General features: G+C 40.0%; 19 protein-coding genes. 16 read left to right on the plus strand and 3 right to left on the minus strand.

What is annotated here, in order from left to right; genetic code table 11:
• Window positions 1–41 precede the first annotated feature (41 nt).
• From AABK39_RS02190 to AABK39_RS02245, 12 genes are all read left to right on the plus strand, one after another.
• Complete coding sequence (locus tag AABK39_RS02190) at window positions 42–1,277, plus strand: oligosaccharide flippase family protein (RefSeq protein WP_338393286.1); 1,236 nt, start codon at window positions 42–44, stop codon at window positions 1,275–1,277.
• Window positions 1,278–1,312: 35 nt separating this feature from the next.
• A complete protein-coding gene (locus AABK39_RS02195) occupies window positions 1,313–2,599 on the plus strand; it encodes a hypothetical protein (RefSeq protein ID WP_338393287.1) in 1,287 nt (428 codons plus the stop codon).
• 64 nt (window positions 2,600–2,663) lie between these two features.
• A complete protein-coding gene (locus AABK39_RS02200; RefSeq protein WP_338393288.1) occupies window positions 2,664–3,659 on the plus strand; it encodes a glycosyltransferase in 996 nt (331 codons plus the stop codon).
• Window positions 3,660–4,023: 364 nt separating this feature from the next.
• A complete protein-coding gene (locus AABK39_RS02205) occupies window positions 4,024–5,097 on the plus strand; it encodes a hypothetical protein (protein WP_338393289.1) in 1,074 nt (357 codons plus the stop codon).
• Entirely contained in the window at window positions 5,094–6,266 is a 1,173-nt protein-coding gene (locus tag AABK39_RS02210; RefSeq protein WP_338393290.1) for a glycosyltransferase family 4 protein, read from the plus strand. Before AABK39_RS02205 ends, AABK39_RS02210 begins: the two co-directional genes overlap by 4 nt.
• Window positions 6,256–7,503: a TolB-like translocation protein gene (locus tag AABK39_RS02215; protein ID WP_338393291.1), complete on the plus strand. Its 1,248-nt coding sequence runs from the start codon at window positions 6,256–6,258 to the stop codon at window positions 7,501–7,503. The genes AABK39_RS02210 and AABK39_RS02215 overlap by 11 nt, the downstream gene beginning before the upstream one ends.
• Window positions 7,500–8,492 carry a glycosyltransferase family 2 protein gene (locus AABK39_RS02220; protein WP_338393292.1) on the plus strand — a complete coding sequence of 331 codons (993 nt, stop codon included), beginning with the start codon at window positions 7,500–7,502 and terminating at the stop codon, window positions 8,490–8,492. Before AABK39_RS02215 ends, AABK39_RS02220 begins: the two co-directional genes overlap by 4 nt.
• 4 nt (window positions 8,493–8,496) lie before the next feature.
• On the plus strand, window positions 8,497–9,738 hold the full coding sequence (locus AABK39_RS02225) for a DegT/DnrJ/EryC1/StrS family aminotransferase (RefSeq protein ID WP_338393293.1): 1,242 nt from the start codon (window positions 8,497–8,499) through the stop codon (window positions 9,736–9,738).
• Window positions 9,739–9,742: 4 nt separating this feature from the next.
• Entirely contained in the window at window positions 9,743–10,306 is a 564-nt protein-coding gene (locus AABK39_RS02230) for a sugar transferase (RefSeq protein WP_338393294.1), read from the plus strand.
• A 1-nt stretch (window position 10,307) separates the two neighbouring features.
• Entirely contained in the window at window positions 10,308–12,230 is a 1,923-nt protein-coding gene (locus AABK39_RS02235; protein ID WP_338393295.1) for a polysaccharide biosynthesis protein, read from the plus strand.
• Window positions 12,230–13,840: a capsule assembly Wzi family protein gene (locus tag AABK39_RS02240; RefSeq protein ID WP_338393296.1), complete on the plus strand. Its 1,611-nt coding sequence runs from the start codon at window positions 12,230–12,232 to the stop codon at window positions 13,838–13,840. Before AABK39_RS02235 ends, AABK39_RS02240 begins: the two co-directional genes overlap by 1 nt.
• 160 nt (window positions 13,841–14,000) lie before the next feature.
• Complete coding sequence (locus AABK39_RS02245) at window positions 14,001–14,909, plus strand: glycosyltransferase family 2 protein (protein WP_338393297.1); 909 nt, start codon at window positions 14,001–14,003, stop codon at window positions 14,907–14,909.
• Between the two features lie 41 nt (window positions 14,910–14,950).
• Here AABK39_RS02245 and AABK39_RS02250 read toward each other — a convergent pair whose 3' ends face one another.
• A complete protein-coding gene (locus tag AABK39_RS02250) occupies window positions 14,951–15,451 on the minus strand; it encodes a GNAT family N-acetyltransferase (protein ID WP_338393298.1) in 501 nt (166 codons plus the stop codon).
• Window positions 15,452–15,997: 546 nt separating this feature from the next.
• On the opposite strand from AABK39_RS02250, the gene AABK39_RS02255 reads away from it, so the two are divergent.
• Complete coding sequence (locus tag AABK39_RS02255; protein WP_338393299.1) at window positions 15,998–16,600, plus strand: hypothetical protein; 603 nt, start codon at window positions 15,998–16,000, stop codon at window positions 16,598–16,600.
• A 78-nt stretch (window positions 16,601–16,678) separates the two neighbouring features.
• Here AABK39_RS02255 and AABK39_RS02260 read toward each other — a convergent pair whose 3' ends face one another.
• Window positions 16,679–17,218 (minus strand): dihydrofolate reductase family protein, encoded by a 540-nt coding sequence (locus AABK39_RS02260; protein WP_338393300.1) that lies wholly within the window; start codon window positions 17,216–17,218, stop codon window positions 16,679–16,681.
• Between the two features lie 62 nt (window positions 17,219–17,280).
• Complete coding sequence (locus AABK39_RS27660) at window positions 17,281–17,427, minus strand: helix-turn-helix domain-containing protein (RefSeq protein ID WP_421825161.1); 147 nt, start codon at window positions 17,425–17,427, stop codon at window positions 17,281–17,283.
• Between the two features lie 605 nt (window positions 17,428–18,032).
• Here AABK39_RS27660 and AABK39_RS02265 point away from each other — a divergent pair.
• The 3 genes from AABK39_RS02265 to AABK39_RS02275 all read left to right on the plus strand — a co-directional run bounded on the left by AABK39_RS02265 (window position 18,033) and on the right by AABK39_RS02275 (window position 23,490).
• Window positions 18,033–18,611, plus strand: a complete 579-nt coding sequence (locus tag AABK39_RS02265) for an RNA polymerase sigma factor (RefSeq protein WP_338393301.1) — start codon at window positions 18,033–18,035, stop codon at window positions 18,609–18,611.
• 116 nt (window positions 18,612–18,727) lie between these two features.
• A complete protein-coding gene (locus AABK39_RS02270; RefSeq protein WP_338393302.1) occupies window positions 18,728–19,912 on the plus strand; it encodes a FecR family protein in 1,185 nt (394 codons plus the stop codon).
• A 101-nt stretch (window positions 19,913–20,013) separates the two neighbouring features.
• The gene (locus AABK39_RS02275; RefSeq protein WP_338393303.1) at window positions 20,014–23,490 is read left to right on the plus strand and encodes a SusC/RagA family TonB-linked outer membrane protein; all 3,477 of its coding nucleotides are present in this window, start codon (window positions 20,014–20,016) and stop codon (window positions 23,488–23,490) included.
• Window positions 23,491–23,503: the final 13 nt, after the last annotated feature.

Raw genomic sequence — 23,503 nt, forward strand, 5'->3', positions numbered from 1 at the left:
TCATCTGTGACTCACGTTATAATGTCTTTAAAAAATTGATTTTGAAATATTCACTTAGTTTGTTTTCCAAGAGTTTGATTGTAAGGGATTATCTCTGGCGATTACTTCAGTATTTATCTAAAACACTTATTTTAATTGTTTTTAACTTTTATGCGGCTAGCATTTTATCGCCAGAAGGTTATGGGGAAGTTGTATATGTTTTGGCTTTAGTTGGTATAGTTGAGATGTTTGCAAACTTTGGCCTTTCTGCGACTTGCTTGAAAAAGTGTGCGGAATATACAAAACAAGGGACCAATAGGGAAATATCGACATTAGTATTTTCGGTATCTGTTTTTTCTACTATCGTATCTTTTGTTGGTTTTGTTATACTATCGTTCTTGTTCACAAGTTCTTCTGTGAATATTTTATATTTACTGCCATATCTTCTCTCTTTGCCATTAATATCCGTTTTAGATGGGATGTATGTTGGAATGGGGAGGTTTAAAGAGGTATCTCGTTCAACTGTTATTCCTACACTAATATCGGCTCTGATTGGTTTTTTCCTGATATCGTATTTTGGGATAAAAGGGCTCTTGTTGTCATACTCTTTTTACAACGTTTTGTTACTCTGTTTCTATATATACAAAACATCCTTCTCTGAGTATAGGTTCTCATTACAGATTGTGAGAGATGTCTTACGATACTCTATAATTGTTGGGCTAGGTTCACTTTCTTTTTTTCTTTATTCACGAGTGGACGTGTTCATTCTGGAATATTTTTCCTTTACCAAAGAAATTGGCTATTATGAGTTAGTGATGAAATCGTTTCAATTATTGGTCTTACCCGTTATAATGTTAGGGCAAGTAGTAAGCCCTAAAGCTGTTCGGGATAAGGACGATTTGAGAAGATTGAGTAAATATTATCAACATATACCAAGTTTTTTATTTATAGGCTCTTTATTTTTGATTTGTATACTTTTTTTTCTAGGACCAATATTGATTCAGAGCTATTTAAATGCGTATTATACGCAGGACTTTTTACTTATTTTCAATGTTTTATTGTTAGTTTTACCTTTGAAATTCATAGGAGTATACATGACTAACGGGGTTATAACTCCGTTAGGATATGCTAAATTATTGACAATAACTACGTTTTTCTTCGGTGTATGTAATGTTTTTTTTGATTTTATTCTGATTGAGAGATATGGGTTTATTGGGGTTTTTTACGCGACTTTAATTTGTCATAATGCTAATATTATGTCTCAATATGTGCTTTTTCGAATAAAAATAAAAAAATAGAATTTTATTCGAAGTTTAGAAAGTTGTAAACAGCTATGATAGAATTCATTAAAAAGAAAATTAAGTCGATAGAATTTATTTCAGATTTTTATAGGACTATAAGGTATGCTTGTTTTAGGTATTTTATAAGAAGAAAATTTCAAGACTACTATACAAGTTTAGGTATTCGTGAAGTAATACTCCCTAATAAAAAGGAAGGCATTAGCTCTTTTTTTGGTTATTATAATATAAGTCCTTGGAATTTACAGGGCGATATTATCTTTGGTGAAAGTGTGGCTAGTGTAGAACCTCGAGGGAGTCTCTGTTATGATTTGAATATCAAACTATATAATTCTAAATCAGGTAGAATAGAAACAGTAGCTAAGACTAGAGCGTGGAATTGGCAACAAGGAGCGATGTTACAATGGCTAGGAGGGGCAAATAATAAAATCATTTTTAATGATTATGAGAGCGGTAAAGGTTATAGGTCAAGGATAATAAACCTACAAACGAACGAAGAAGAGACGATTGATTTTCCAATTTATTCAGTGTCTTCTGACGGAAGATTTGCATTGACATTAAGTTTTGAACGACTGGCTGTGATGCGCCCTGATTATGGGTATTTTAATCATGACATTGAGAGTTTTAATTTTTTATCCTTAAGTGATGGTATTAGTAGGATAGACCTGTCTACTAACAGATGTCATCAGATAATAAGTTTAAAAGAGCTCACAAATTTTATGCCTTGTGAGAGTATGACAGGCGCTACCCATAAAGTTAACCATGTAGACATCTCTCCAAATGGGAAGCGAGCCATGTTTTTACATAGGTGGATTGGACCCAAGGGACGTTTTACAAGGTTGATGACTTGTAATGTTGATGGTTCAGGGCTATACTTACTTTGTGACACGGGAATGGTTTCTCATTGTTGTTGGGAGGGCAATGAGAGAATTATAGGGTTTTGTAAATCCATTACAGGACTAGATCACTATGTTCGATTTGAAGATAAAAAAGGTGAATTAGAAATAGTTGCACAAGAACTTTTGACTTCAGACGGACACCCATCTGTGAGCCCTGATGGTAAGTGGATGCTGACAGATACATACCCAGGACTGGACAGGATGTCAGGATTGTACTTGCTCTGTCTAAAAGGAAATAAGAAGGGGAGATTGATAAGGTTAGGGGAGTTTTATCAACCGTTAAAATTTGTGGGCGAAAATAGGGTCGATTTACATCCGAAATGGAGTAAGGATGGACGGTTTGTGGGGATAGACTCTGCTCATACGGGAAAAAGGGGCTTTCATGTTTATCATTTAGAAGAGGAAGTTTTTGATGAAGCCTAAATTATTATACATATCGAGCACCCAATTTGGATATCATACGATTTCATTAAACTATGTCCGATATTTGAAGTCCCAGTTTGATATTGTATTTGTGTGCAATGATGAAGGGAAAGATAGGATTAATGAGAAAGGTATTGATGTAATATATTCGGTAGGCGAAAGACGGATTAAACGAGTGTTCTCTTTTTTAGCATTGATATGGGCTGTGAGCAGAAAACATCAGTTTAGTCTGATATATATTGTATATTTTAGATACGCATTCGTATTAAGATTCCTTTTGTGGCAAAAGGTGTTAATCCTAGATATTAGATCAGCAGAAATAAAAAATAATAAATTCAAAAAGAGTTTGTTAGACCATTTGTTAAGGTTTACAGCTTTTGTCTTTCCAATCAATACCATTATTTCAGAATCCCTTGCAAAGGAATTGCGTCTGAAGAGTGGTAAATATCATGTTCTGCCCCTTGGGGCTAATAAGGTTGATGGTGGAGAAAGAAGTTTGTCAACACCCAGACTTCTTTATGTAGGGACTTTAAATATGAGGAGTATTGAGAAAACCTTATATGGTTTTTCGAAATTATTGAAGCAAACTTCTGAAGCAGAATATTACATTGTTGGGACTGGTTCTTTGGAAGATGTGAATAGAATTAATGTTGAAATAGCTAGTTTAGGCATTGAGAAGCATGTGCATCTCCTTGGGCAGATTCCATATGATAATCTGCGAGATTATTTTTTGAAAGCCAACATAGGAGTCTCTTATGTGCCAAAAATGGCGTATTTTGAAAATCAACCACCGACAAAGACATTTGAATATATTTTATCAGGATTACCAGTTATTGCTACTTCAACTGTTGAGAACCAGAAAATTGTATCTAATTCAAATGGAGTTTTAGTGGAGGACTCTAAGGTCGCCTTTTCTGAAGGCTTATTAGCTTTATGGAAGATAAGAGAAAAGTTCTCTACTGAAGAAGTAGTGAAGTCGTGTGAGTTTGCCACATATGAGAATATCGTTAATAATAATTTTGCTCCTTTTCTTAAAGGCAGAATAGTTGAGAATAGTTGAAATGCCGATAAATAACTTTAGAATTTTTATTCTCACATATTTATCAATACTATTGGGTTGTATTGGATTACTTTTCTTCCTGAGACAGGAATATAGTTGGCTTTTTGTTTATAAATATGTTGAATATTTTCTTTTAGTTAACCTACTGCTGGTGGGATATTCTCACTTAAGGAATGGAAAGATTACTTTACTTTGGATCTTCACATTGTCCTTTGTCGTTAAATTTGCGTATGCAAATTTATTGTATTTTCAGTTTCTATATTTGCAAGGTGCGCCCTTTCAGGCAGGTGCCCAATTTGATGAGTTCACATATTATACGTTTTCTAAGGTATTTGCTTCCAAAGACTCGTACGACATCTTTTTGATGGCTGATTTACTTGATTTTCCTGTAAATTATTTAGGATATCCATATGTGATGGCTCTTCTTTACAGAATGTTTGGAGTCTCGACTTATTGGCATGTTTTAGTCAATCCATTAGTTATGTCATTGGCTGTTTTGTGCTTTTATTCTTTTTTTAAACGAGTCTTTAGCTTTACAAAATCCGAAAATAGATTACTGGTAGCCTGTTTGATCTTTTCAGCAAACCTAATGTATTTTTCAGGACTTAACCTCAAAGATTCTTTCTTGTTGTTTTTAGTCGGGTTATGTTTTGAAATAATGGCTAGGAGCTTCTTTGGGAAATATAAGGTTCGCATATGTTTCTTATTGCTCCCACCCTTACTATTGTTAATGTTCTTCTTTCGTGTTCAATATGCTGTCTTAATGGTCGTATTTCTATTGATGTTTATATTCTTTACGACCAAGAAAAAAAGAGGGGGATTCAACAAAAAACACCTTTTATTCTGGTTCTGTTTGCCTGTAGTTACTTTTGTTGTTTTGGGTGAATTTGAGGTAGAGTTTATTACTCATTTTTTTTCACCAGAATTTGTTTCGATGCAGTTTGAACGATTCTCTAAATGGAATTTGTTTAAAAGTGTATCTCCTATTCAGTTAATGGGAGCTTTGCCTTTTTTACCGTTAGTATTCCTGTTGCCATTGCCGATTTTAGCTGATATACCAAGTTCTAGTGGATCAATGGCTTATACAACAGAAGTTTTTAAGGTACCAATAGATATTGAATTAAGTGTTGTGTACATAGTTGTACTACTGGGAGGGTTCCGTTGGTTTGTGTATTATCGAAAAAAAGAAACATTCAGAAAACCGCAGATAAAGATTTTTTTTTGCATTCTGTTAATGGTCATAATATCTCTTTTGGTTACAAATTATATCACATACGAACGGCATAGATTATTGTTGACGGTTTTGACATTACCTTTATTTGTTAAATCTATAAGATATTTTAATCAACGTACTCTCTATATTCTAGCTACTTTCTTATTAGTGGTAATGACATTCTCATATACTGTGGTACGTTTATACGGGAGGGGGCTTTTATGAAAAGAGTAATAATATTTCTTGATGAATTATATCACAAGAGAAAGGAAGGTGAGGTGGTATCAAAATACTCCTCAGGTAGTTTTTTTATAGATTTAAAATTTAAGAAATCATTTTTACTGCCTGTTGCAGATTCGAGTGAAATTGACGAAGGGTCAGTAACAACTCGAATTGTAGATAGTAAAGTGTATTCACTAGGAGAGTGGTCTAGTGTTATATCTTTCTTCAAATCATATATGAAGAAAGAGAATCGTCAGAAAATAAATTTCACAATTAATGAAGCCCTTAAAGAAGCAGATGTTGTTTGGGTACGGACACCGTCTTTTTTGGGGAATATGATTGCTAGGCAGGCAATAAAGAAGAATAAAAAAGTTCTTGTTCATGTAGCTGGCGATATTCGAGAAGCATGGAAGAACGAGAAATATAATGGTGTAAAAAGAATATTCGCATTTTTGCTATCCTATTATTTGCATTGGGAGCAAAAGAAGATATTTCAGAAGGAAAATGTTGTAGGGTATTTTACAGGTAGTGCATTATTTGATATGTATCAATCGAAGAAGAAGTATTTCTTTGTGGATACATTGATTAGGCTTTCTGATATGGTTTTTTCTAATAAGAGTAACGATCGAGAAGGGCTACGACTCTTATTTGTTGGAAGGTTAACTGAGGATAAGGGAATCTGGGTTTTATTGAAAGTATTTGAAAAGCTTGTAAAGACGGAAAAGCTATCATTAACAATCATTGGGTTTGGTCCTGAAGAAGTGGGAATCCAGACATTTATTAAAGAGAAAGGTTTGTTGCCTTTTATTGATTTTCGAGGATTTGTTCCAAATCATAAGCTCTCAACTTTTTTTAAGAGCCATGACCTTTTCGTGATGCCAAGCACTTTATCAGAGGGCTTTCCTAGAGTTATTATAGAGGCATGGTCCTATGGTTTACCAGTTTTATCTACGAGAGTTGGAGGAATTGATGGTTTGGGGAGAGATGGGGAAAATATTATATTTTGCGAGAAGAACTCTATGGACTCTTTAGAGTATAAAATTAATATGGCGTTGTCTCAGTCTGATTTATTGAATAAAATTAAGATGAACCTAGAACGAGATCGTAGCGATATATCATATGAGTATTTTAAAGAACTAGTGGAAAAAGAAATATTTAATCATGAAGTATAACGCTATTGAAAGGCGTGTAGCTAACCTTTTACATTCATTACCTTGGTTGAAGGGTTATATAAAGGCAATTTATCAGAGGGTTGCATTTGTTTTTTACCGTAGCGGAGTTAAAATAGATTTAGGGGTTTCATACAAAATATCAAGTTTTGATTTTGGGTATAGTGGTGAAACATTTTTTGGATACTATGATAAATGCGTTGAAAATTCAGAGGGAGTCTTTGTCTTGATGCATGGAACTACAAATTCGACATTGAAAATACCTTCGTCTAGACATAATATAGATATTATACTTTTAGACAAGAAATCTAATAGAGAAATCTTTCGAGATACTAGTTCTGCATATAATTGGCAACAAGGATCGAAGCTACAATGGATTGATAATAATCGATTTATTTATAATATTTTTCATGAAGGACAATATAAATCTAAAATTGTTGATAGTTCTACATTAGAAGTATGCGTTGTTGACTATCCAATTTACGATGTGAAAGATAATATAGGGCTTTCTCTGAATTTTGGTATTTTAAATAAATTACGTCCTGACTATGGTTATAGAAATATCAATACATCGAATAGTTCTGTTGACTATAAGAACGATGGGATATTTTCAGTAGATCTAGTGACTAACCAAAGGAGACTTTTAATTTCAATAGAACACTGCATAAGTATCTATCCAGTAAAATCGATGGATTCGGCAGATCATAAGTTTAATCATATTATGATATCGCCAAAGGGTGATAAGTTTATGTTTCTCCATCGCTGGATTAATAAGGGAAAGAAATTCGATCGATTACTAGTATCAGATATAGAAGGCTTTGATATTAAGATACTTGCAGATTCGGAAATGGTAAGCCATTGTTTCTGGAAGGACAATGATACAATAATAGGCTATCTAAGGTCGGGTATTTATGGGGATACTTATCATTCTATTAATACTTTGACAGGTGAGTTGAAACAAATTTCAGAAAAAATATCTTCCTTTGGTGATGGTCATCCCTCCATATTTAATGGAAAAATGGTTTTTGATACATATCCTAATAAAGCCCGTATGAAGGAATTGTATATATATGATTTTCTGAATGATTCCTTGACCAAAGTAGGAGGTTTTTTTGAGTCGTTTAAATATTCAGGAGAAACACGTTGTGATTTACACCCTAGATGGAGTTCTGATGGGAAGTCTATTTATATAGATTCTGTTCATGAAGCGAATAGGGGGTTATATCGAATTGATTTATGAATACGATAATTGTAAGTGTAATTATAGTCGTTCGTAATGAACAAAAGTATATTCTTGAGTGTATCAAATCTGTCGAGAGGCAATTTTTAGGAGGTAAGTTGCCATGGGAGTTGTTAATCGTTGATGGGGAGAGTGAGGATAAGACGCGGAGTTTGTGTGAGAAGTATCTTCAATCGGTTTCCTATAACTGGGTAATACTTGATAATCCAAAAAGAACATTAGCGCCAGGGTGGAATATAGGGATAAAGAATGCAAGTGGGGTATATGTTATTCGTCCGGACGCACATTCGACGCTATCTTCAGGGTATATTCAGAGAGGGATAAATACCTTGGAGCGAATGCAGGATATTGTAGCTGTTGGGGGGGGATTGGAGACCAAGGCTAAGAACTATTGGGGTGATATTATAAAGGAAGCGCTATCATCTAAGGTAGGGGTAGGGAACTCGAGTTTTAGGACAGGGGAAAGCAGTGGGTATGTTGACACTGCTGTATATGGAGTGTATCGTAGAAGTGTATTTGATGATGTAGGGTATTTTAATGAAGAATTAGTTCGTCATCAGGATAATGATATGCATCAGCGATTAAAGTCTGCAGGATGGAAGTTTTATATGAATGCTGATATGCATGCGGATTATTACTGTAGGGACACTATATCCTCTTTGTTTAATCAAATGTATAAGATTGGACGGTATTTACCTGATGTGATGAACTCAGGCGCACTTAGTTTGAGGCATTTCGCACCGTTTATTTTTTATTCTTTTATTTTTATTTTGATGTTAGTAGGAGCTGTTTCTGGGGCGAGTGTTTTTATCTTAGGGGGGACGATTTTATTCCTTTCCTATTTGATCGTTATAGGGATTTCAGCATGCCTTTCGGTGTTTATCAACCGAAAGTTTCAGTATATATATCTTTTAGGCATTATACCTGGGATGCATATAAATTATGCAATCGGGACAATGTTTGGTTTGTTCAAAAAGGTTATAAAGTAAATTGATGAAAATTCCCTTTTCCCCCCCTTATATAGATCAAGATGTTATCGATTCGGTTTCAGAATCGTTGAGTTCTGGTTGGATTACAACAGGCCCTAAAGTCAAGGCTTTAGAGGAGTTGGTGCAGGAGCAAACCGGGGCAAAGCGTACCCTATGCGTAAACTCAGCTACTTCAGGTCTAATGTTATCCCTGAAATGGTTTGGCGTTGGGTCTGGTGATGAGGTAATCATTCCCGCTTATACGTATGCAGCGACCGCTCTTGCGGTTATTCATGTAGGAGCGACACCTGTAATGGTTGATGTCGAAGATGACTTTAATGTTTCGATTTCAGCTATAGAAAATGCCGTCACGGAGAAAACCAAGGCCATTGTGCCTGTTGACTTTTCAGGTTGGCCTTGTGATTACGGTGCCTTACAAAATCTGGTGACAAAGGTATCTATAAGGGATAAGTTTTGCCCTAATTCAGACAAGCAGAAAGCGTTAGGGCGAATTTTGTTGTTGGCTGACGCTGCGCACTCGATTGGAGCTACTTATAAAGGTAGAAATTCAGGGACTTTGGCGGACCTCACGGTGTTTTCGTTTCATGCAGTCAAGAATATAACTACCGCCGAGGGTGGGGCGGTCTGTATTGCCTTGCCTGAGCCATTTGATTGCGGATCAGAGTATGCTTTGATGCGTTTGATGACACTAAATGGACAGACTAAGGATGCTTTTACAAAAACAAAGGCAGGGGGCTGGAAATATGATATCGTACTGCCGGGGATGAAGATCAATATGCCAGATGTTTGTGCCTCAATAGGATTAGCACAGTTACGTAAATATCCAAGCTTATTATTGCCGGAAAGGAAAAGGGTTGCCGAATTTTATGTGGATAACTTTCGGCAATATGACTGGGCGTTAATTCCACCACTTAGAGGTCAAGAATCAGAATCTTCTTATCATGTTTTCGCATTGAGAATCGAGGGAATAACCGAAGTTCAGCGAGATGAAATGATTCGTTTGATTTCTGAAAAAGGTGTTGCTGTGAACGTACACTTTACCCCTCTTCCAATGCTGTCTTTGTTTAAGGAAATGGGATTTAAGATTTCTGGTTATCCTCAAGCCTATGCGAATTACAGTAAAGAGATCTCTTTGCCTATTTATCCGCAATTGACAGAGGATGAGCTGGCTTATATTGTGGGGTCTGTAGCAGAGGCGTATTCATGTGTAGTATTGGAAAAGGAAGAGAGTGAAGCGGGTATTTGATTTTGTGAGTGCTTTTATTGGCCTGATATTTCTGTCGCCGGTATTTTTGATGTTGGCTATTTGGATTAAGTTGGATTCAGAAGGGCCTGTGTTTTATCGGCAAGTACGTGTCGGCCGGAACGGAATAGATTTTAGAATCTATAAGTTTCGCAGTATGCGTGTAGGGTCGGATAAGAAGGGGTTGTTGACGGTAGGGGAACAGGATAACCGGATTACAGGTTCAGGTTCATTTATCCGTAAATATAAACTGGATGAATTGGCTCAGCTGATCAACGTTTTGTTTGGAGATATGAGCTTGGTTGGACCTAGACCGGAAGTTAGGAGGTATGTGGACCTATACTCGACAGAGCAACTGAAGGTATTGTCTGTTCGCCCAGGAATCACAGATATAGCTTCGATTGAGTATATGAATGAAAATGCTTTATTGGCAGGCTCTGATGATCCGGAAAAGTTATATGTGGAGAAGGTGATGCCTGAGAAGTTGTCGTTAAATTTAGACTATATCAGAACAAGAAGCTTTGTGAGTGATATAGGTCTTATTTTCGAAACGATTTTCAAGATAGGATAAAATGAGAAAACGCTTAATTAAGAAATATTCAAAGCGCTATATCGCCAGACAGTTTATCTTTATCGCTGATATGGTGTTGGTGGCGGGAATGTTGGCTTTGGCATTTCTTTTAAGATATAATTGGAGTTCTCTTTTTCAAATGGGAGAACTAGTCGTTATCCAAACCTTTTATTTTTTAGGGTTAAATGCAGTATCTTTCCTAGCGTTTAAGACATTTGAAGGGGTGATCCGGCATACAAGTATTGAAGATATAGTGAGGGTCTTAACGGCTTTGTCGCTTGTCGCCTGTCTTGCAATTGTCGGGACCTTTACGGGCCGCTATTTCAGTATAGTCGCACTAGATATTCCGTTAGGTGTAATTCTAATTGCTTTTATTCTTTCGGCTTTTGTATTAAATAGTTTTAGGATTTTAATAAAGGCGATCTATTGGGAATACTTTGAGGCAGATAAAGCTTTTTTCGACTCGGAGCGCCGACGAGTAATGATCTATGGTGCAGGGGAAATGGGGGTGGTCGCTCTAACAACTCTGCAAAATACGACTCGGAATTTGGACCTGAATTTTGAAGTGGTAGGTTTTGTGGACGATAATCCTTATAAAACTGGAAAGGCTATCCAGGGTGTGAAAATTTATCGACCTTCGAAGGTGTTTACTAAGTCATTCATTGCGAAGAAAAATATCGATGAGGTAATTATTGCAATAGAGGATTTACCTTCGATTAAGAAGAGAAAAATTGTAGATAGAGCGTTGGAGGCCGAAGTTGAAGTAAAGGTAATTCCACCAGTTAAACAATGGGTTAACGGGGAGTTTTCGCCAGCCCAGATTAAGAATATCCGAATCGAGGATTTATTGGATAGAGCTCCTATCCGACTTGATAATGAAAATGTACTGAAAGAAGTTTCTGGTAAGGTTGTTTTGATTACGGGAGCGGCGGGGTCTATTGGTAGTGAAATTGTTCGTCAGGTACTAAATTATCAACCTAAGCAATTGGTGTTGGTAGATCAGGCCGAGTCAGCATTATATGATCTTCAAATGGAGATTCTTCGGAATCGTAAAGAGGGGCTGAAGGATGTTGAGGCTGTTGTTGCAGATATTAGTCGTTATGACCGGATAGAGATGCTTTTTGAGGAGCATCGACCGGAGTTGGTGTTTCACGCGGCTGCTTATAAACATGTTCCTTTGATGGAGGAAAATCCGTTTGAAGCTACTCGGGTGAATGTGTTTGGAACCAAAAATATCGCCGATCTTTCAGTGAAGTACGGAGCGGATAAGTTTGTTATGGTTTCGACTGATAAAGCGGTTAACCCAACAAACGTTATGGGCGCTTCGAAAAGGATTGCTGAGTGCTATACTCAAAGCCTTAATGGGGTAGGTAAAACAAGATTTATAACAACTCGTTTTGGTAATGTGTTGGGATCGAACGGATCTGTGATACCTCTGTTTAAAAAGCAGATAGAAGAAGGTGGACCTCTAACGGTAACCCATAAGGATATTATTCGCTATTTCATGACAATTCCCGAGGCCTGTCAGTTGGTCTTGGAGGCTGGTGTTATGGGTGAAGGTGGTGAGATTTTTATTTTTGATATGGGAGACCCGGTCCGGATTTATGATTTGGCGGTGAAGATGATCAAGCTATCTGGGCTGGAACCTGAGAAAGATATAGAGATTGTGTTTTCGGGCTTAAGGCCTGGTGAGAAACTGTATGAAGAACTCTTGAATAATAAAGAAAACACTTTGCCGACTCATCATGAAAAGATTATGAGGGCGGAGGTCAGGGTGTTATCCCTTGATGAAGTGAAGGCGGGGCTAGAACGGCTTTCGGTTAGTATGTCAACACTTGATAATCACGGTATTGTTCGGGAAATGAAATCGATTGTTCCTGAATTTCGCAGTAAGAATTCGATATACGAGACATTAGACGTATAATGAGAAATATTGGTTTTAAGATTATTCTGGGGCTGTTGCCCCTTTTCTTTTTTTCGGGAATAGTGAAAGGGCAAAATTCAGATTCTTTAAGTTATTCAGTAGAACTTGCGACGTCTTTAGGGACAGAGGGGTATCTGCCACATTATTTGGCGGCAAATCGTTGGGGTGTCTGGGATGAATCTGAGAATAGCGTATTAATGCTAGGAGGGATATCATATGAGAAAAAGTTTGGCGATTGGACATGGACGGTCGCAGGAAGTTTTGTAAGCCATACGGGGAATGAAAACCCTTATAGGGAAGCCTCCGCTAGTTTTTTTCCACATGAGTATTTTACAGATTTGCGCTATAAGCAATTGTATGTTTTTGTGGGAGCAAAGGCAGAGTCAATCGGATTTTATGCTCCTAATCTGTCAACGGGATCTTTGGGTATGAGTAATAATGCCCGTCCGATTCCGAAGATTATGATGGGGATGGACTATGTTTCCATACCGTTTACAAAGGACTATATACAGTTCAAAGGACATATCGGAAACGGTTGGCTTGAAGAAGATCGTCACGTATCAAGAGCGATGATTCATGAGAAGTCATTTTTTGTGAAGTTGGGAGAGCCGTTGCCCGTGTCCATGGAGTTTGGTCTAGTACATTTGGCTCAATGGGGAGGGGATAGTGAATCCAAAGGGGAATTGCCCTCGGACTTTTCAGCATTTAAGGACGTGTTCTTAGGACGATCCAATAGTAATTTTGACCCAAATTTAGCGAATGAGGTGAATGCCCTTGGCAACCATATGGGTAATATTGATTTCTCCTTGCTTTATAAGCATGAGGATTTTACCCTAAGATTTTATGCCCAGAAAATGTTTGAAGACAATAGTGGGAAGAAATTCGGATGGGAAGGCGGTTTGTCTCAGATGTTTTTAAAGAATAATAAAGATGGATTGTTTGGGTTACACTTCGAGAAAAAGGGACGTGGAGTTATTAGGGAGTTTTTGGTGGAGTATGTGAAAACCGATTGGCAGAGTGGACCTGGCATGACAGATCCCCCTAAGACTATTGATCCAGTGACTGGACAACCTATATATGAGGAAGACCCCGGTGGTGAGAAATATAATCAGGGTTATCCTTATGGGGGACGGGATAATTACTATAATAATTCAATTTATCTGGAAGGCTGGTCATACTATGGACGATCCATGGGTAACCCGATATTATTAACAAGGAATAGATTTCTGGATATGGGAGCGAGTAAAAAAGACGCTGTGGGTTCTTATTTTGTTAACAACCGAGTAAAAACTTTGCATATAGGAGTATTAGGTGATATTAAAGATAATTGGACTTATAAGGTTAAAATGACTGTCTCTAAAAATTACGGTAATTATTACGGTAAATATGGACAGTCTTGGGAAAAGCAAAACGAACCATACTATTTTTATGGTGGTTTATCCCAAAACTATAGTCTACTAGAAACAAACTACATCTTTTTATTTGAGAAACGACTATCCTTAAACTCTGCATTAGCAGTAGATTGGGGAAAACTGTCGAATAATGTTGGTTTTATGTTGGGGTTGAAATGGTCTGCTGGAGTACCTGTCAAAACGAAGGTTGGAAAGTGAAAGTAAAGCTTCCATCCAATAAATATCTGTAGATTTTTTCGTCTTGTTGCGGCTTGATCCGATAACTTGGTGTCCTTTGTGAGGGAGTTGAGGTATTTGAAATCTCAGACATTGTTTGGTAACGTGTCCGCCTTTAGGGGGACGAATTTAGAAGAGAAAATTGGAGGGGAACAAAAACTCCGGGATTACGGTAATTATCCCTACATATAATAGAGAGAAGGTCTTGAGCCGTGCTATTTCGAGTGTGGTACGTCAGACTTATTCGGATTGGAAGCTTATCGTTGTGGATGACGCTTCGGATGACGGTACTTTGGAACTTCTGGAGTTATGGAAGAAGCGGGATCCCCGTATTGACTATATCCGCCATAGCGAAAATATGGGTAACGGTTGCGGTGCCAGGAATACAGGTATTCTTGCAACGGCTACGGAATTTATCGCCTTATTGGATTCGGACGATTCTTGGGGGGAACATCATTTGGAGTTTTTGGTGAAGGCGATTGAGCGACACCCGGAAGCTTCGGGTGTGTTTTCGGGATCTTGTGTGCGGACGGAAGAGCGGGAGTTATCGAAGCATCCAGCGCATAAGGGATATGCGAGTATTAGGCATATGCTTATCGGGGCTGGGTTTGGTGGCTCTAATTCTGGTGTGTTGGTGCGGCGTGAGGCTTTTGTGCGTGCCGGGATGTATGACCTGTCGCTGAAGAAGAAGACCGATATGGATATGTGGCTCCGGATCGCTTTGCAGGGGAAATGGATTCCTGTAAAGGGATGTTTCGCTAATATCTATGTGGATGCGGATAACCGCATGGCGGCTCATAAACCGTCGGTATTCAAGGGAAAAGCGCAGTATTTTTTTAAACACCGTAGCAAGTTCCGCGAATATGGAGTCGAGCATATCGCATTAAGGAAATTGGCTAGGGAAGCCGTTGTAAATGTAGGGAGTATCCGTTTGGCGAATATCTTGTTGGGGGCGTCCCAACGGGCTAATTTTTGGTATGGCTGGTATGCCCGAATGTACGGGATTAAAATATGGTTGTTGTACCAGAGAAAGAAAGGAAAAAAATTATAGCTTATTAGCCGGCAGTGGGCGTTTCGCCTGTGCCGGCTTTTTTATTTTTCGGATAATACTCTTTCAAAATCTCCCGCCGGAAGCAGGCAATTAATCCAATTGTTGTGTAGCTGAGCCCCAAATTTTTCTCTATAGTAACCGATGGCCGATACATTGGTGTCGATTACTTGCCATGAAACGTGGCGCAGGCCTTGTTCTTTGGCTAGGTTGATAACGCTTTTCAGGAGTTTTGTGCCAATACCTTGGGCCCGGTAAGCTTCTTTTACTACCAAATCTTCGAGATAAACCACCTTGCCTTTCCATGTGGAATAGCGGTAGTAATAAAGGGCAAGGCCAATGATGCCATTTTGGTTTTCGGCGATAAAGAAACCGAATACCGGATTGGGGCCGAAGCCGTCTTTGGCCATGTCTTCTACGGTTACTTCCACTTGGTCTAGGTGGTTGACGTGGGTGGCGAGCTCGCAGATTAGTTCCAGTACTTTGGGGAGGTCTTTTTCTGTGCCTTTTCTTACGGTTACCTTGTTTGTTTTTATTTCTTCCATGGATTTCTGGGACAAAAAAAGACCGGTTCACGACCGGTCAATAAGGTTATAAATAATAGGTCTAGCAAGTGCGAAGACGGGAAGCAATAGCCTCTTGGCAGTTCATCTCCTGCTTACTAAATTGTCTTGTGTCCATTTTGGATATATCCGAAGATAAGGCAAATATTCACCTCAAACAAGTTAAGCGTGGCAAAATAGTGTTATGTAACGTTGCCTCGTATTTGTTTTGGGAAAAGTATAAACATGCTATTACGTTCGTTTGTATAGAGTGATATTTTAATTTATAATAATATGAGATTATTATTGGTTGTAAGAGTGCTAGATTAAATTCTATGGCCTTTATTTGCGTATTTTAACAATTTAATTGTCTTTATTTGTTTTTTAGTTGTTTCCATTGGTTAAATTTCCTCCTTGTTTAATCATGAAAATATTTTGCGCATGATGTTAAGGAGATTATTTTTTGCATTCGCAATGCTTTTTAGTGCGAGTGCTGTGGCTCAACAAACTAAATTTGACCGGCCTGGCCAAACGGTCAAAGCGAATGTGATGCCTAAGGGAAGCCTGCAGGTGGAAGCGGGAGTCGATCTTAACGAGAAGTATTATTTGGGAAATGTCAGATACGGATTGTTTGACGGGTTTGAGTTATCGACAAATATTCAGGATATGTCCTATATGGTTGGTGACATGGAGTTTAGTGATCCGCACTGGTCAATTGGAGGTAAGTTTAACATATTTGAGGGAGAAGGAACTGTATCTCAAATATCACTTTATGATGTGGTTGGATTACCGTTGTTTGGAGACGGAAACGTATGGGAAAATCGGTTAGGGGTTGCGTTAACCAGCCAATTGGGTGAGACATCATATCTGGCTGGAAATGTTCATTGGTCAATGATTGAGGCCCAGAAATCTTCGATTGGGTATTCTTTGCAATTCGGGACGCAGTTTTCTAGAAAGGGCTGGGGACTTTACGCAGAGCATTTTGGCCAATATTACGAGTTTAACAATCTTTATACTTTCGGAGGACTGGGTTTGACGTACTCCTTTGGCGACAAAGTACAGGCTGATATAGGTTATGTGGCAGAACTTGAAGAGTTTAGCGAAACTAGTTCGGCTCAGATCCAGTTGGGTTTATCCGTAAGGCTTTTCTAGAAGGTTTTGGATGCAAAAAAGCCTCTTCATGTCAAGTGAAGAGGCTTTTTTTATGCCTAATTTTAAAACGGACAAATATTATCTTTTACGTCTATATTTACTCTGTGTTAGTTGGCTGAGGTAGGTGTCTGTTTTTATAAGCTCGAATTTAAGAGGCTCTTTAAGTTGGCCAAATAACGGAAAGCCTCCGCCCAATAGAATGGGAATTGTGCTTATACAGATTTCGTCGATTAGGTCTTCGTTTAGGAAAGCTTGTATCAGTTTGCCTCCGTCTATGTACAAGTTCTTGTGGCCTTTTTCCCTTATCGTTTCCAAGATTGAGGAAGGGGAACCGGCTACTAACTCCACTTTGCTTTCGTATCCTTCGGGGACCTCCGTCATGGTGTGGCTGGCTACGAATACGGGGACGCCGTACGGCCATTCAATGCCGAAGCTAAGGACTTTTTCGAATGTGGCCCTGCCCATTACCAGTGCGTCGATGTTTTCGATAAAGGCATTGTAGCCCATGTCCTCGTTGTCGGGATTGGGGATGTCGTTTAGCCAGTCGATGTTGCCGTTTTTGTCGGCGATATAGCCGTCGAGGCTGGTTGCGATGAAGACCTTGTTGTTATATGCCATAGTTGTGCCTTTTGATTGAATACAAAGGTACGGAGGCTAGGGTTGACGAAATTGTACAGAATTTACTTAATGGCCTTTTTCCTGAATTTTTTCGGCGTTTCGCCACAAAAATTCTTAAAGATTCTGATAAAATGTGCTTGGTTATAGAAGCCTGCATCTAGCCCCGCGTCCAAAAGTTTACGGGATTTGTCGTTTACGAGTATCCGGATTGCTGTATTGACTTTTTTAAAGTTTCAGATAATTAGAGGGAGTTAGCAGATACTGTTGTTTGAACTTTTGGATAAAGCTTTTTTGAGAGATTGATAGAGTCTGCGCAAAGCCATTTAGGGTACCCTTTCCCAATGCGCTATATGAAAGATATCGTTCGAATTCTGTACGGCATTAAGGCAATATCTGTCGGAAGAGAGAGATGGAAGCCAGGAACCTTACGTGTTTTTCAAGTGGTGCTTTTTACTTAACACAGGGAATATTAGTTGTAATATTTGCCTTAATCATTTCGTAATTGTTAATTTTTGCCTTAATATTTGTGATGAATTCGTATTGGTGATGTGCCGAGCTTTACTTTTTTGAATTCAAGGTTGTGAAAAATTGGTTAGATAAACTCGCCTTCTTGACTTTTAATAAAGCAAACGATACAGTTGTCTTTGGCTAGGGATATGCGTGGCTATAAGGGATGATTGTTGTTGAAATATGTTTCTCGTCAGTGAAAACGTGGGAGACATTTTTCCAGGATGTAAGTAGGGCGTCCTGTTGTCCCTAATCCTCTGTTAGAGATGTTTTTGCATTTCGTACGAGATTATATGGAGAAAATGATATGTACGGAGATGATTACTATCTTAAGAAAGTAAAGGAGGGGAATCTCTCTGCGTTTGATGTCCTGTTTAGGCGATATAATCAGGATATGTTCCGTTATGCCCAGCACTTGACGGGAAGCCAAGAATGTGCGGAAGATATCGTACAGGAAGTTTTCCTGAAGTTATGGACTGGCAGAAAGCGAATGAAGGTTTGCGAGTCGTTGAAGCCGTATCTCGTACGTTCTGTATTCAATGCGTTTATGGATATGGAAAGACGGGGGAAAGTTCGTGAAAAGTACAAGGTGTACAAAACGGCGGAATCCGGTGGGGTCTATGCGGAAGGGGCGGACGCTGTGGCTGAATATCGCGAGCTTGAGGAAAATGTGAGAGTTGCTTTGGATAAGCTTTCGCCGAGGCAAAGATTGATTTTTACGAAGATTAGGCTAGAAGGCCGGAAATATAAGGATGTGGCCTCGGAACTGGGACTTTCCGTTAAGACTGTAGAGACTCACCTAATGGTTGCGCAAAAGAAAATACAAGCTGAACTTCATGATTTTAGGGTGGAAGTTTTCTGTGTTTTGATGGTTGTATTTTGCTGACTGTTAGTGTGTTATATTTTTATTTCTTTTCCCCCAATAATAAATCGTAATTTTTTCAGAAAAGACCTCAGGGAAAAAAACGCTTACTGCGTAATCTATTTGAAAGGCGGACAATTATGAGAGACAAGGATAAGTTCAGCGATTTGATAACGAAGCACCTGACCGGAAATCTGGATAGGGACGGTTATGAACGTTTGTCCAAATACTTGGAGGGGGCTGGCGAATATGGGGAAATGATGTCCGATGCCGTTTTTGATTTTCTGGAAAAAGATAATTCGCCTTTGGGGTCATACTCAGAACGAAAAGTGCTTTCGAATATAAGAAAGAAGATTTCAAAAAGAAGTGCCAAACGTCGGTATTTGCAATGGGGCATTGGGGTTGCGGCGTCTGTTTCCCTACTTTTCGTCTTTATGTTCGGGAGCTTCCAAGAGAGTCAGGATGGAGAACTTATCGGGGGGATCCAAGGTAATACTGGTGAAGTGACCCTGACTTTGGCCGATGGGACTGTAGTGTCATTGGAAGCTGGTCCTGACAGTCTATTGGAGAGGGGATCTGGCTTTATAAGGGTTATAGACCAAAAAAGTTTAGCTTATAAAAAGAAAGGCTTCCAGAGTTTGGCAGAGGAGTTTAATACGATTTCGGTTCCTTACGGTAAACGTTACAGTCTGGTTTTGTCGGACGGAAGCCGGGTTAGCCTGAACTCCGGGACCGTTTTGAAATACCCCGTCATTTTTAAGGGGACAGAGCGGAGAGTTGAGTTGGTGAGCGGGGAACTGTACTGCGAGATTAAAAAGAATAAAAGTAAACCGTTTTACGTGGATGCTGCCCGGGTGTCGGTTAGGGTATTGGGGACAAGTTTTAATTTTAGCGCCTATTCTAATGAACGTTTAACCAGAACGGTTTTGGTTGAGGGCAAGGTTGGAGTGATTCCGAGAGGACAAATTTATGACACAAAGAAGGCCGTGCTTTTGGACCCTGGCCAGTCTTTCGCTTTTGACAAACTGACGAAAAAAGGAAAAAAGGAAACGGTGGATGTCGAGAAATATACGTCATGGAAGGACGGAAGATTGACCATATCCCGGATGACGCTTGACGAGATACTACAGCGAATAGAACGCTGGCACGGTGTCAGGATTGAGAATAGGGCGAAGAGAATAGGAACTCAGGAATACAGCGGAGCGTTTAAGGGACAAACCTTGGAGCAGACAATGAGCCTTTTGTCAAGGCTTTGTGACTTCCGCTACCGGAGGTCTGGCGATATAATTATTGTGGAAGAACAAAACAAGAAAGGAGGTATATAGGCATACAGCGCTACAGACCCTAAAAAAAGCGGAGACGAGCCCTACCTCGTCTCCCGTGAACTTTTCGAAAAAAGCATTTCACTTTTAAGTCATCTAAAGATATGAATGATTTTTACAAAACACCTTTCGTCGCGCGACGAAAGATCAGGATTTTATTGTCTTTATTGTTTTTATGCTCGTTGAGCTTTTCGGCTTTGGCGAGCTCTGGCGATTTGGTCCGTCTCAAATTCAAGAACGAAAGCTTGGAGACCGTGCTTTCCGAAATAGCCAAACAGTCCAACAAAATGGTGCTGTTTAAGCACAGCGATATCGGTAGCCAAAAGGTATCTATCCAAGGCGATTATAAACTCGATGAGGCGTTGACCAAGGCTTTGGTGGAATCGGGATTAAGTTTTGAAGTGGTGGATAGCCATATCATTATCAAAAAGAAAGCTCCGAAACCGGCAAAGCCAAATACCGTAACCTCGTTATCCCCTGATCAGGAAGAGGGGAAAGCTATATCCGGTTCGGTGAAGAATGATCAGGGAGAGGGCCTTCCCGGGGTCAATGTCATGATCAAGGGCACTACCAAAGGGGCCGTTACTGACGTGGACGGACGGTTTACGATCAAGGTGAAGAAATCGGATGTGCTGTCTATCACCTATATTGGACATAAGGCTCAGGAAATCCTTGTGGGAAACAGAACGTCGCTGGATATTATCCTTCAGGAGGATATGACAGAGCTCGAACAGGTGGTGGTCGTAGGTTACGGGATTCAGAAAAAGGTGAATATCACTGGCGCTATCGATGTGGTGACCGCCAAAGAATTGGAGAATAGGCCCGTGGCCAATGTGCAACAGGCTTTGCAGGGCGCGGCGCCGGGCTTGGCTTTGAATGTGGGCTCTGGCGGTGGCGAGATGGACGCTGCTATGAATATGAATATCCGTGGCGTCGGTTCCATTAGTAATGAAGACAGCGATGGTGACCCTTTCGTGTTGGTGGACGGAATGCCGTTGAACAGTCTCGCTGATATGAACAAGATCAACCCGAACGATATCGAAAGCGTTTCGGTGCTTAAAGATGCCGCCTCTACCGCTATTTACGGTTCGCGTGCCGCTTTCGGTGTTATTCTTATCACTACCAAGAGCGGTTCGGCCACTGACGGTTTTTCGGTGAATTACTCCAGCAATTTTGTAGTGGCTTCCCCGGTGAAAACACCTCAGCAAATGAGTTCATTGGAATGGGGTAATTATATGAACGCGGCTTATGTTAACGAAGGAAAAAATCCGGCGTTCGGTGATGAGTTGATGCAACGGATAACCGATTATATCAATGATCCGGAGAATACTCCCGAAACGGTACCTAATTCCAAAGGAACAAACTGGGCGGGAAACTATGCCAACGCCAATAGGAACTGGTACGAGACATTTTACAAAGACAACACCAGTTGGCAACAACATAACCTGAGCTTGGCTGGAAAACAAAAGCACACGCAGTATTACCTTTCGGGCGCTTTCTTTCAACGGGAAGGTTTGTTGAGATTCGGTGACGAACAACAGGATCGTTACACTTTTAATGGCAAGATCTCGACTAAGGTGACTGACAAAGTCAAGGTAAGCCTGAACTCTACGGTATCGCACATTAAGTACGATTTGCCGTCATACTTTGCGGGTAATCGGGACCTTTTTTTGCACAACGTGGCTAGAACTTGGCCAAACAAAGCCTTGAGATCTCCTAATGGCGGTTATGTGGAGGGCCGGGTAGCCGGTTTGGTAGAAGGAGGCCGTGCTGAGAAGATCGACGACGCTTATACGAATATACTCTCTGTGGAGGTGGAGCCGCTTAAAGGGTTGAAATTCACCGGTACGTTGAATCATCGGTACACAAACAAGCGGGAGGAGTCTTTCAAGTCAAAGTATGGATATACGTTGCCTAACGGAGATTTTAAGTATCATAACTCAAAAACCAGCTATACGACCTCAAATAATCAAAGGGTGTATATTTCTCCCACGGTTATAGGTTCTTATGAGCGTACCGTAGAAAAGCATTTCTTTAAGGTGCTTGGAGGGTTTCAGCAGGACTATTATTACTCGAAGTACAGTAGGCTTTCGAAGGATGATCTTGTAACGACTGAGGTTCCGGCTATCGGTACGGCTTTGGGCGAGACGCTTAACGGAAAGGAAAGCAAAAGCGAATGGTCCACCAGAGGTTTTTTTGGACGTTTGAACTATAACTACCAAGAAAAGTATTTGGTGGAGGCTAATTTCCGCTATGACGCTTCATCAAAATTCGCAAGCGAAGACCGTTGGGGTTTCTTCCCTTCTTTTTCTTTGGGCTACAATATAGCCAAGGAAAATTTCTGGCCGGTACCGCAAATCGGAGTGATGAAGTTTAGGGCCTCTTACGGTGCCTTGGGCAACCAGAATGTAGCGGCCAACCTTTTTTCCGCAAGGATGAAAATCAGGACAAAGTCTACAAACCCGAGATACAATTGGATCGGGGACAATGGCAGGCGTTTGGGGATTTACGCACCGGACCTAATCAGTACAGACCTTACTTGGGAAACTGTTACGACAAAAAACATTGGACTTGATATGGCGGCTTTCGATAATAGGCTGACACTGGGAGTTGACGCTTTTGTGCGTGAAACTACGGATATGATCGGTCCGGCGGAATCGTATTCCGCAAGGTTGGGCACTTCGGCTCCGAAATCTAATAACGCTGAGCTTAGTACCAAAGGATTCGAAATTTCTGTAGGCTGGAAAGGAAACGTAGGAAGCTTGTCTTATAACGCGCGTTTCAATATCGGTAATGCGATGACCGAGATTACGAGCTACAGAAACCCCGAAAAGTATCTGGGAAGTGGCCGGGGTAACTATTACGAAGGACGTAAACTGGGTGAAATCTGGGGTTATAGAACCCACGGAATATTCCAGACTGACGACGAGGCGAAAGCGTGGCATGACCAATCGTATATTCGCAAGAAACCGTTTGAGGCGGGAGATATCGGCTATGAGGACCTTAACGGCGACGGTAAAATCGACAGAGGCGACCTGACTGTGGATAATCCGGGCGATATGGAAATTATTGGAAACAGCACGGCGCAGTTCCCTTATTCTTTCCAGTTTGGCGCTAATTGGAAAGGGTTTGATTTTTCAATGTTGTGGCAAGGAATCGGCAAGCGTGACGTAGCGCCTGGTGGTCCGTTCTTCTATGGAGCTTCAGGCGGAAAGTGGCAGATGATGGGCCTGGAAGAGCATCTTGACTATTGGACTCCGGAGAATCCTAACGCGTACTTTGCCCGTCCGCTGATTGACAATGAGGAAAAGAACCAGCAGACTCAGACACGCTACCTACAGGATGCCTCATACCTCAGGCTTAAGAACCTTCAGGTGGGTTATAACCTTCCGAAGAGCGTACTTTCGGTTCTTCACCTGGAACAGTTCAGGATTTATGTGGCGGCTGAGAACATCCTCACGTTTACTGACCTGATTGATAGCCTTGACCCCGAAACGGTCAGTGGCCGTTGGTTCGGTAGTACGGGAAAGGTTTATCCTCTCCAAAAGACCATGTCTGTAGGCGTTAACATCAAGTTGTAATTTTTAAGGCTTA

The organism is Fulvitalea axinellae (genome assembly GCF_036492835.1).
Taxonomy (GTDB): domain Bacteria; phylum Bacteroidota; class Bacteroidia; order Cytophagales; family Cyclobacteriaceae; genus Fulvitalea; species Fulvitalea axinellae.

What these genes read in the sequence shown, in the direction of transcription:
- AABK39_RS02260 (WP_338393300.1), bottom strand. Translation starts at nt 17,218, where the DNA reads ATGGCATATAACAACAAGGTCTTCATCGCAACCAGCCTCGACGGCTAT.
- AABK39_RS02210 (WP_338393290.1), top strand. Translation starts at nt 5,094, where the DNA reads ATGAAAAGAGTAATAATATTTCTTGATGAATTATATCACAAGAGAAAG.
- AABK39_RS02205 (WP_338393289.1), top strand. Translation starts at nt 4,024, where the DNA reads ATGGCTGATTTACTTGATTTTCCTGTAAATTATTTAGGATATCCATAT.
- AABK39_RS02195 (WP_338393287.1), top strand. Translation starts at nt 1,313, where the DNA reads ATGATAGAATTCATTAAAAAGAAAATTAAGTCGATAGAATTTATTTCA.
- AABK39_RS02215 (WP_338393291.1), top strand. Translation starts at nt 6,256, where the DNA reads ATGAAGTATAACGCTATTGAAAGGCGTGTAGCTAACCTTTTACATTCA.
- AABK39_RS02240 (WP_338393296.1), top strand. Translation starts at nt 12,230, where the DNA reads ATGAGAAATATTGGTTTTAAGATTATTCTGGGGCTGTTGCCCCTTTTC.
- AABK39_RS02220 (WP_338393292.1), top strand. Translation starts at nt 7,500, where the DNA reads ATGAATACGATAATTGTAAGTGTAATTATAGTCGTTCGTAATGAACAA.
- AABK39_RS02250 (WP_338393298.1), bottom strand. Translation starts at nt 15,451, where the DNA reads ATGGAAGAAATAAAAACAAACAAGGTAACCGTAAGAAAAGGCACAGAA.
- AABK39_RS02225 (WP_338393293.1), top strand. Translation starts at nt 8,497, where the DNA reads ATGAAAATTCCCTTTTCCCCCCCTTATATAGATCAAGATGTTATCGAT.
- AABK39_RS02270 (WP_338393302.1), top strand. Translation starts at nt 18,728, where the DNA reads ATGAGAGACAAGGATAAGTTCAGCGATTTGATAACGAAGCACCTGACC.
- AABK39_RS02235 (WP_338393295.1), top strand. Translation starts at nt 10,308, where the DNA reads ATGAGAAAACGCTTAATTAAGAAATATTCAAAGCGCTATATCGCCAGA.
- AABK39_RS02275 (WP_338393303.1), top strand. Translation starts at nt 20,014, where the DNA reads ATGAATGATTTTTACAAAACACCTTTCGTCGCGCGACGAAAGATCAGG.
- AABK39_RS02265 (WP_338393301.1), top strand. Translation starts at nt 18,033, where the DNA reads ATGTACGGAGATGATTACTATCTTAAGAAAGTAAAGGAGGGGAATCTC.
- AABK39_RS02255 (WP_338393299.1), top strand. Translation starts at nt 15,998, where the DNA reads ATGCCTAAGGGAAGCCTGCAGGTGGAAGCGGGAGTCGATCTTAACGAG.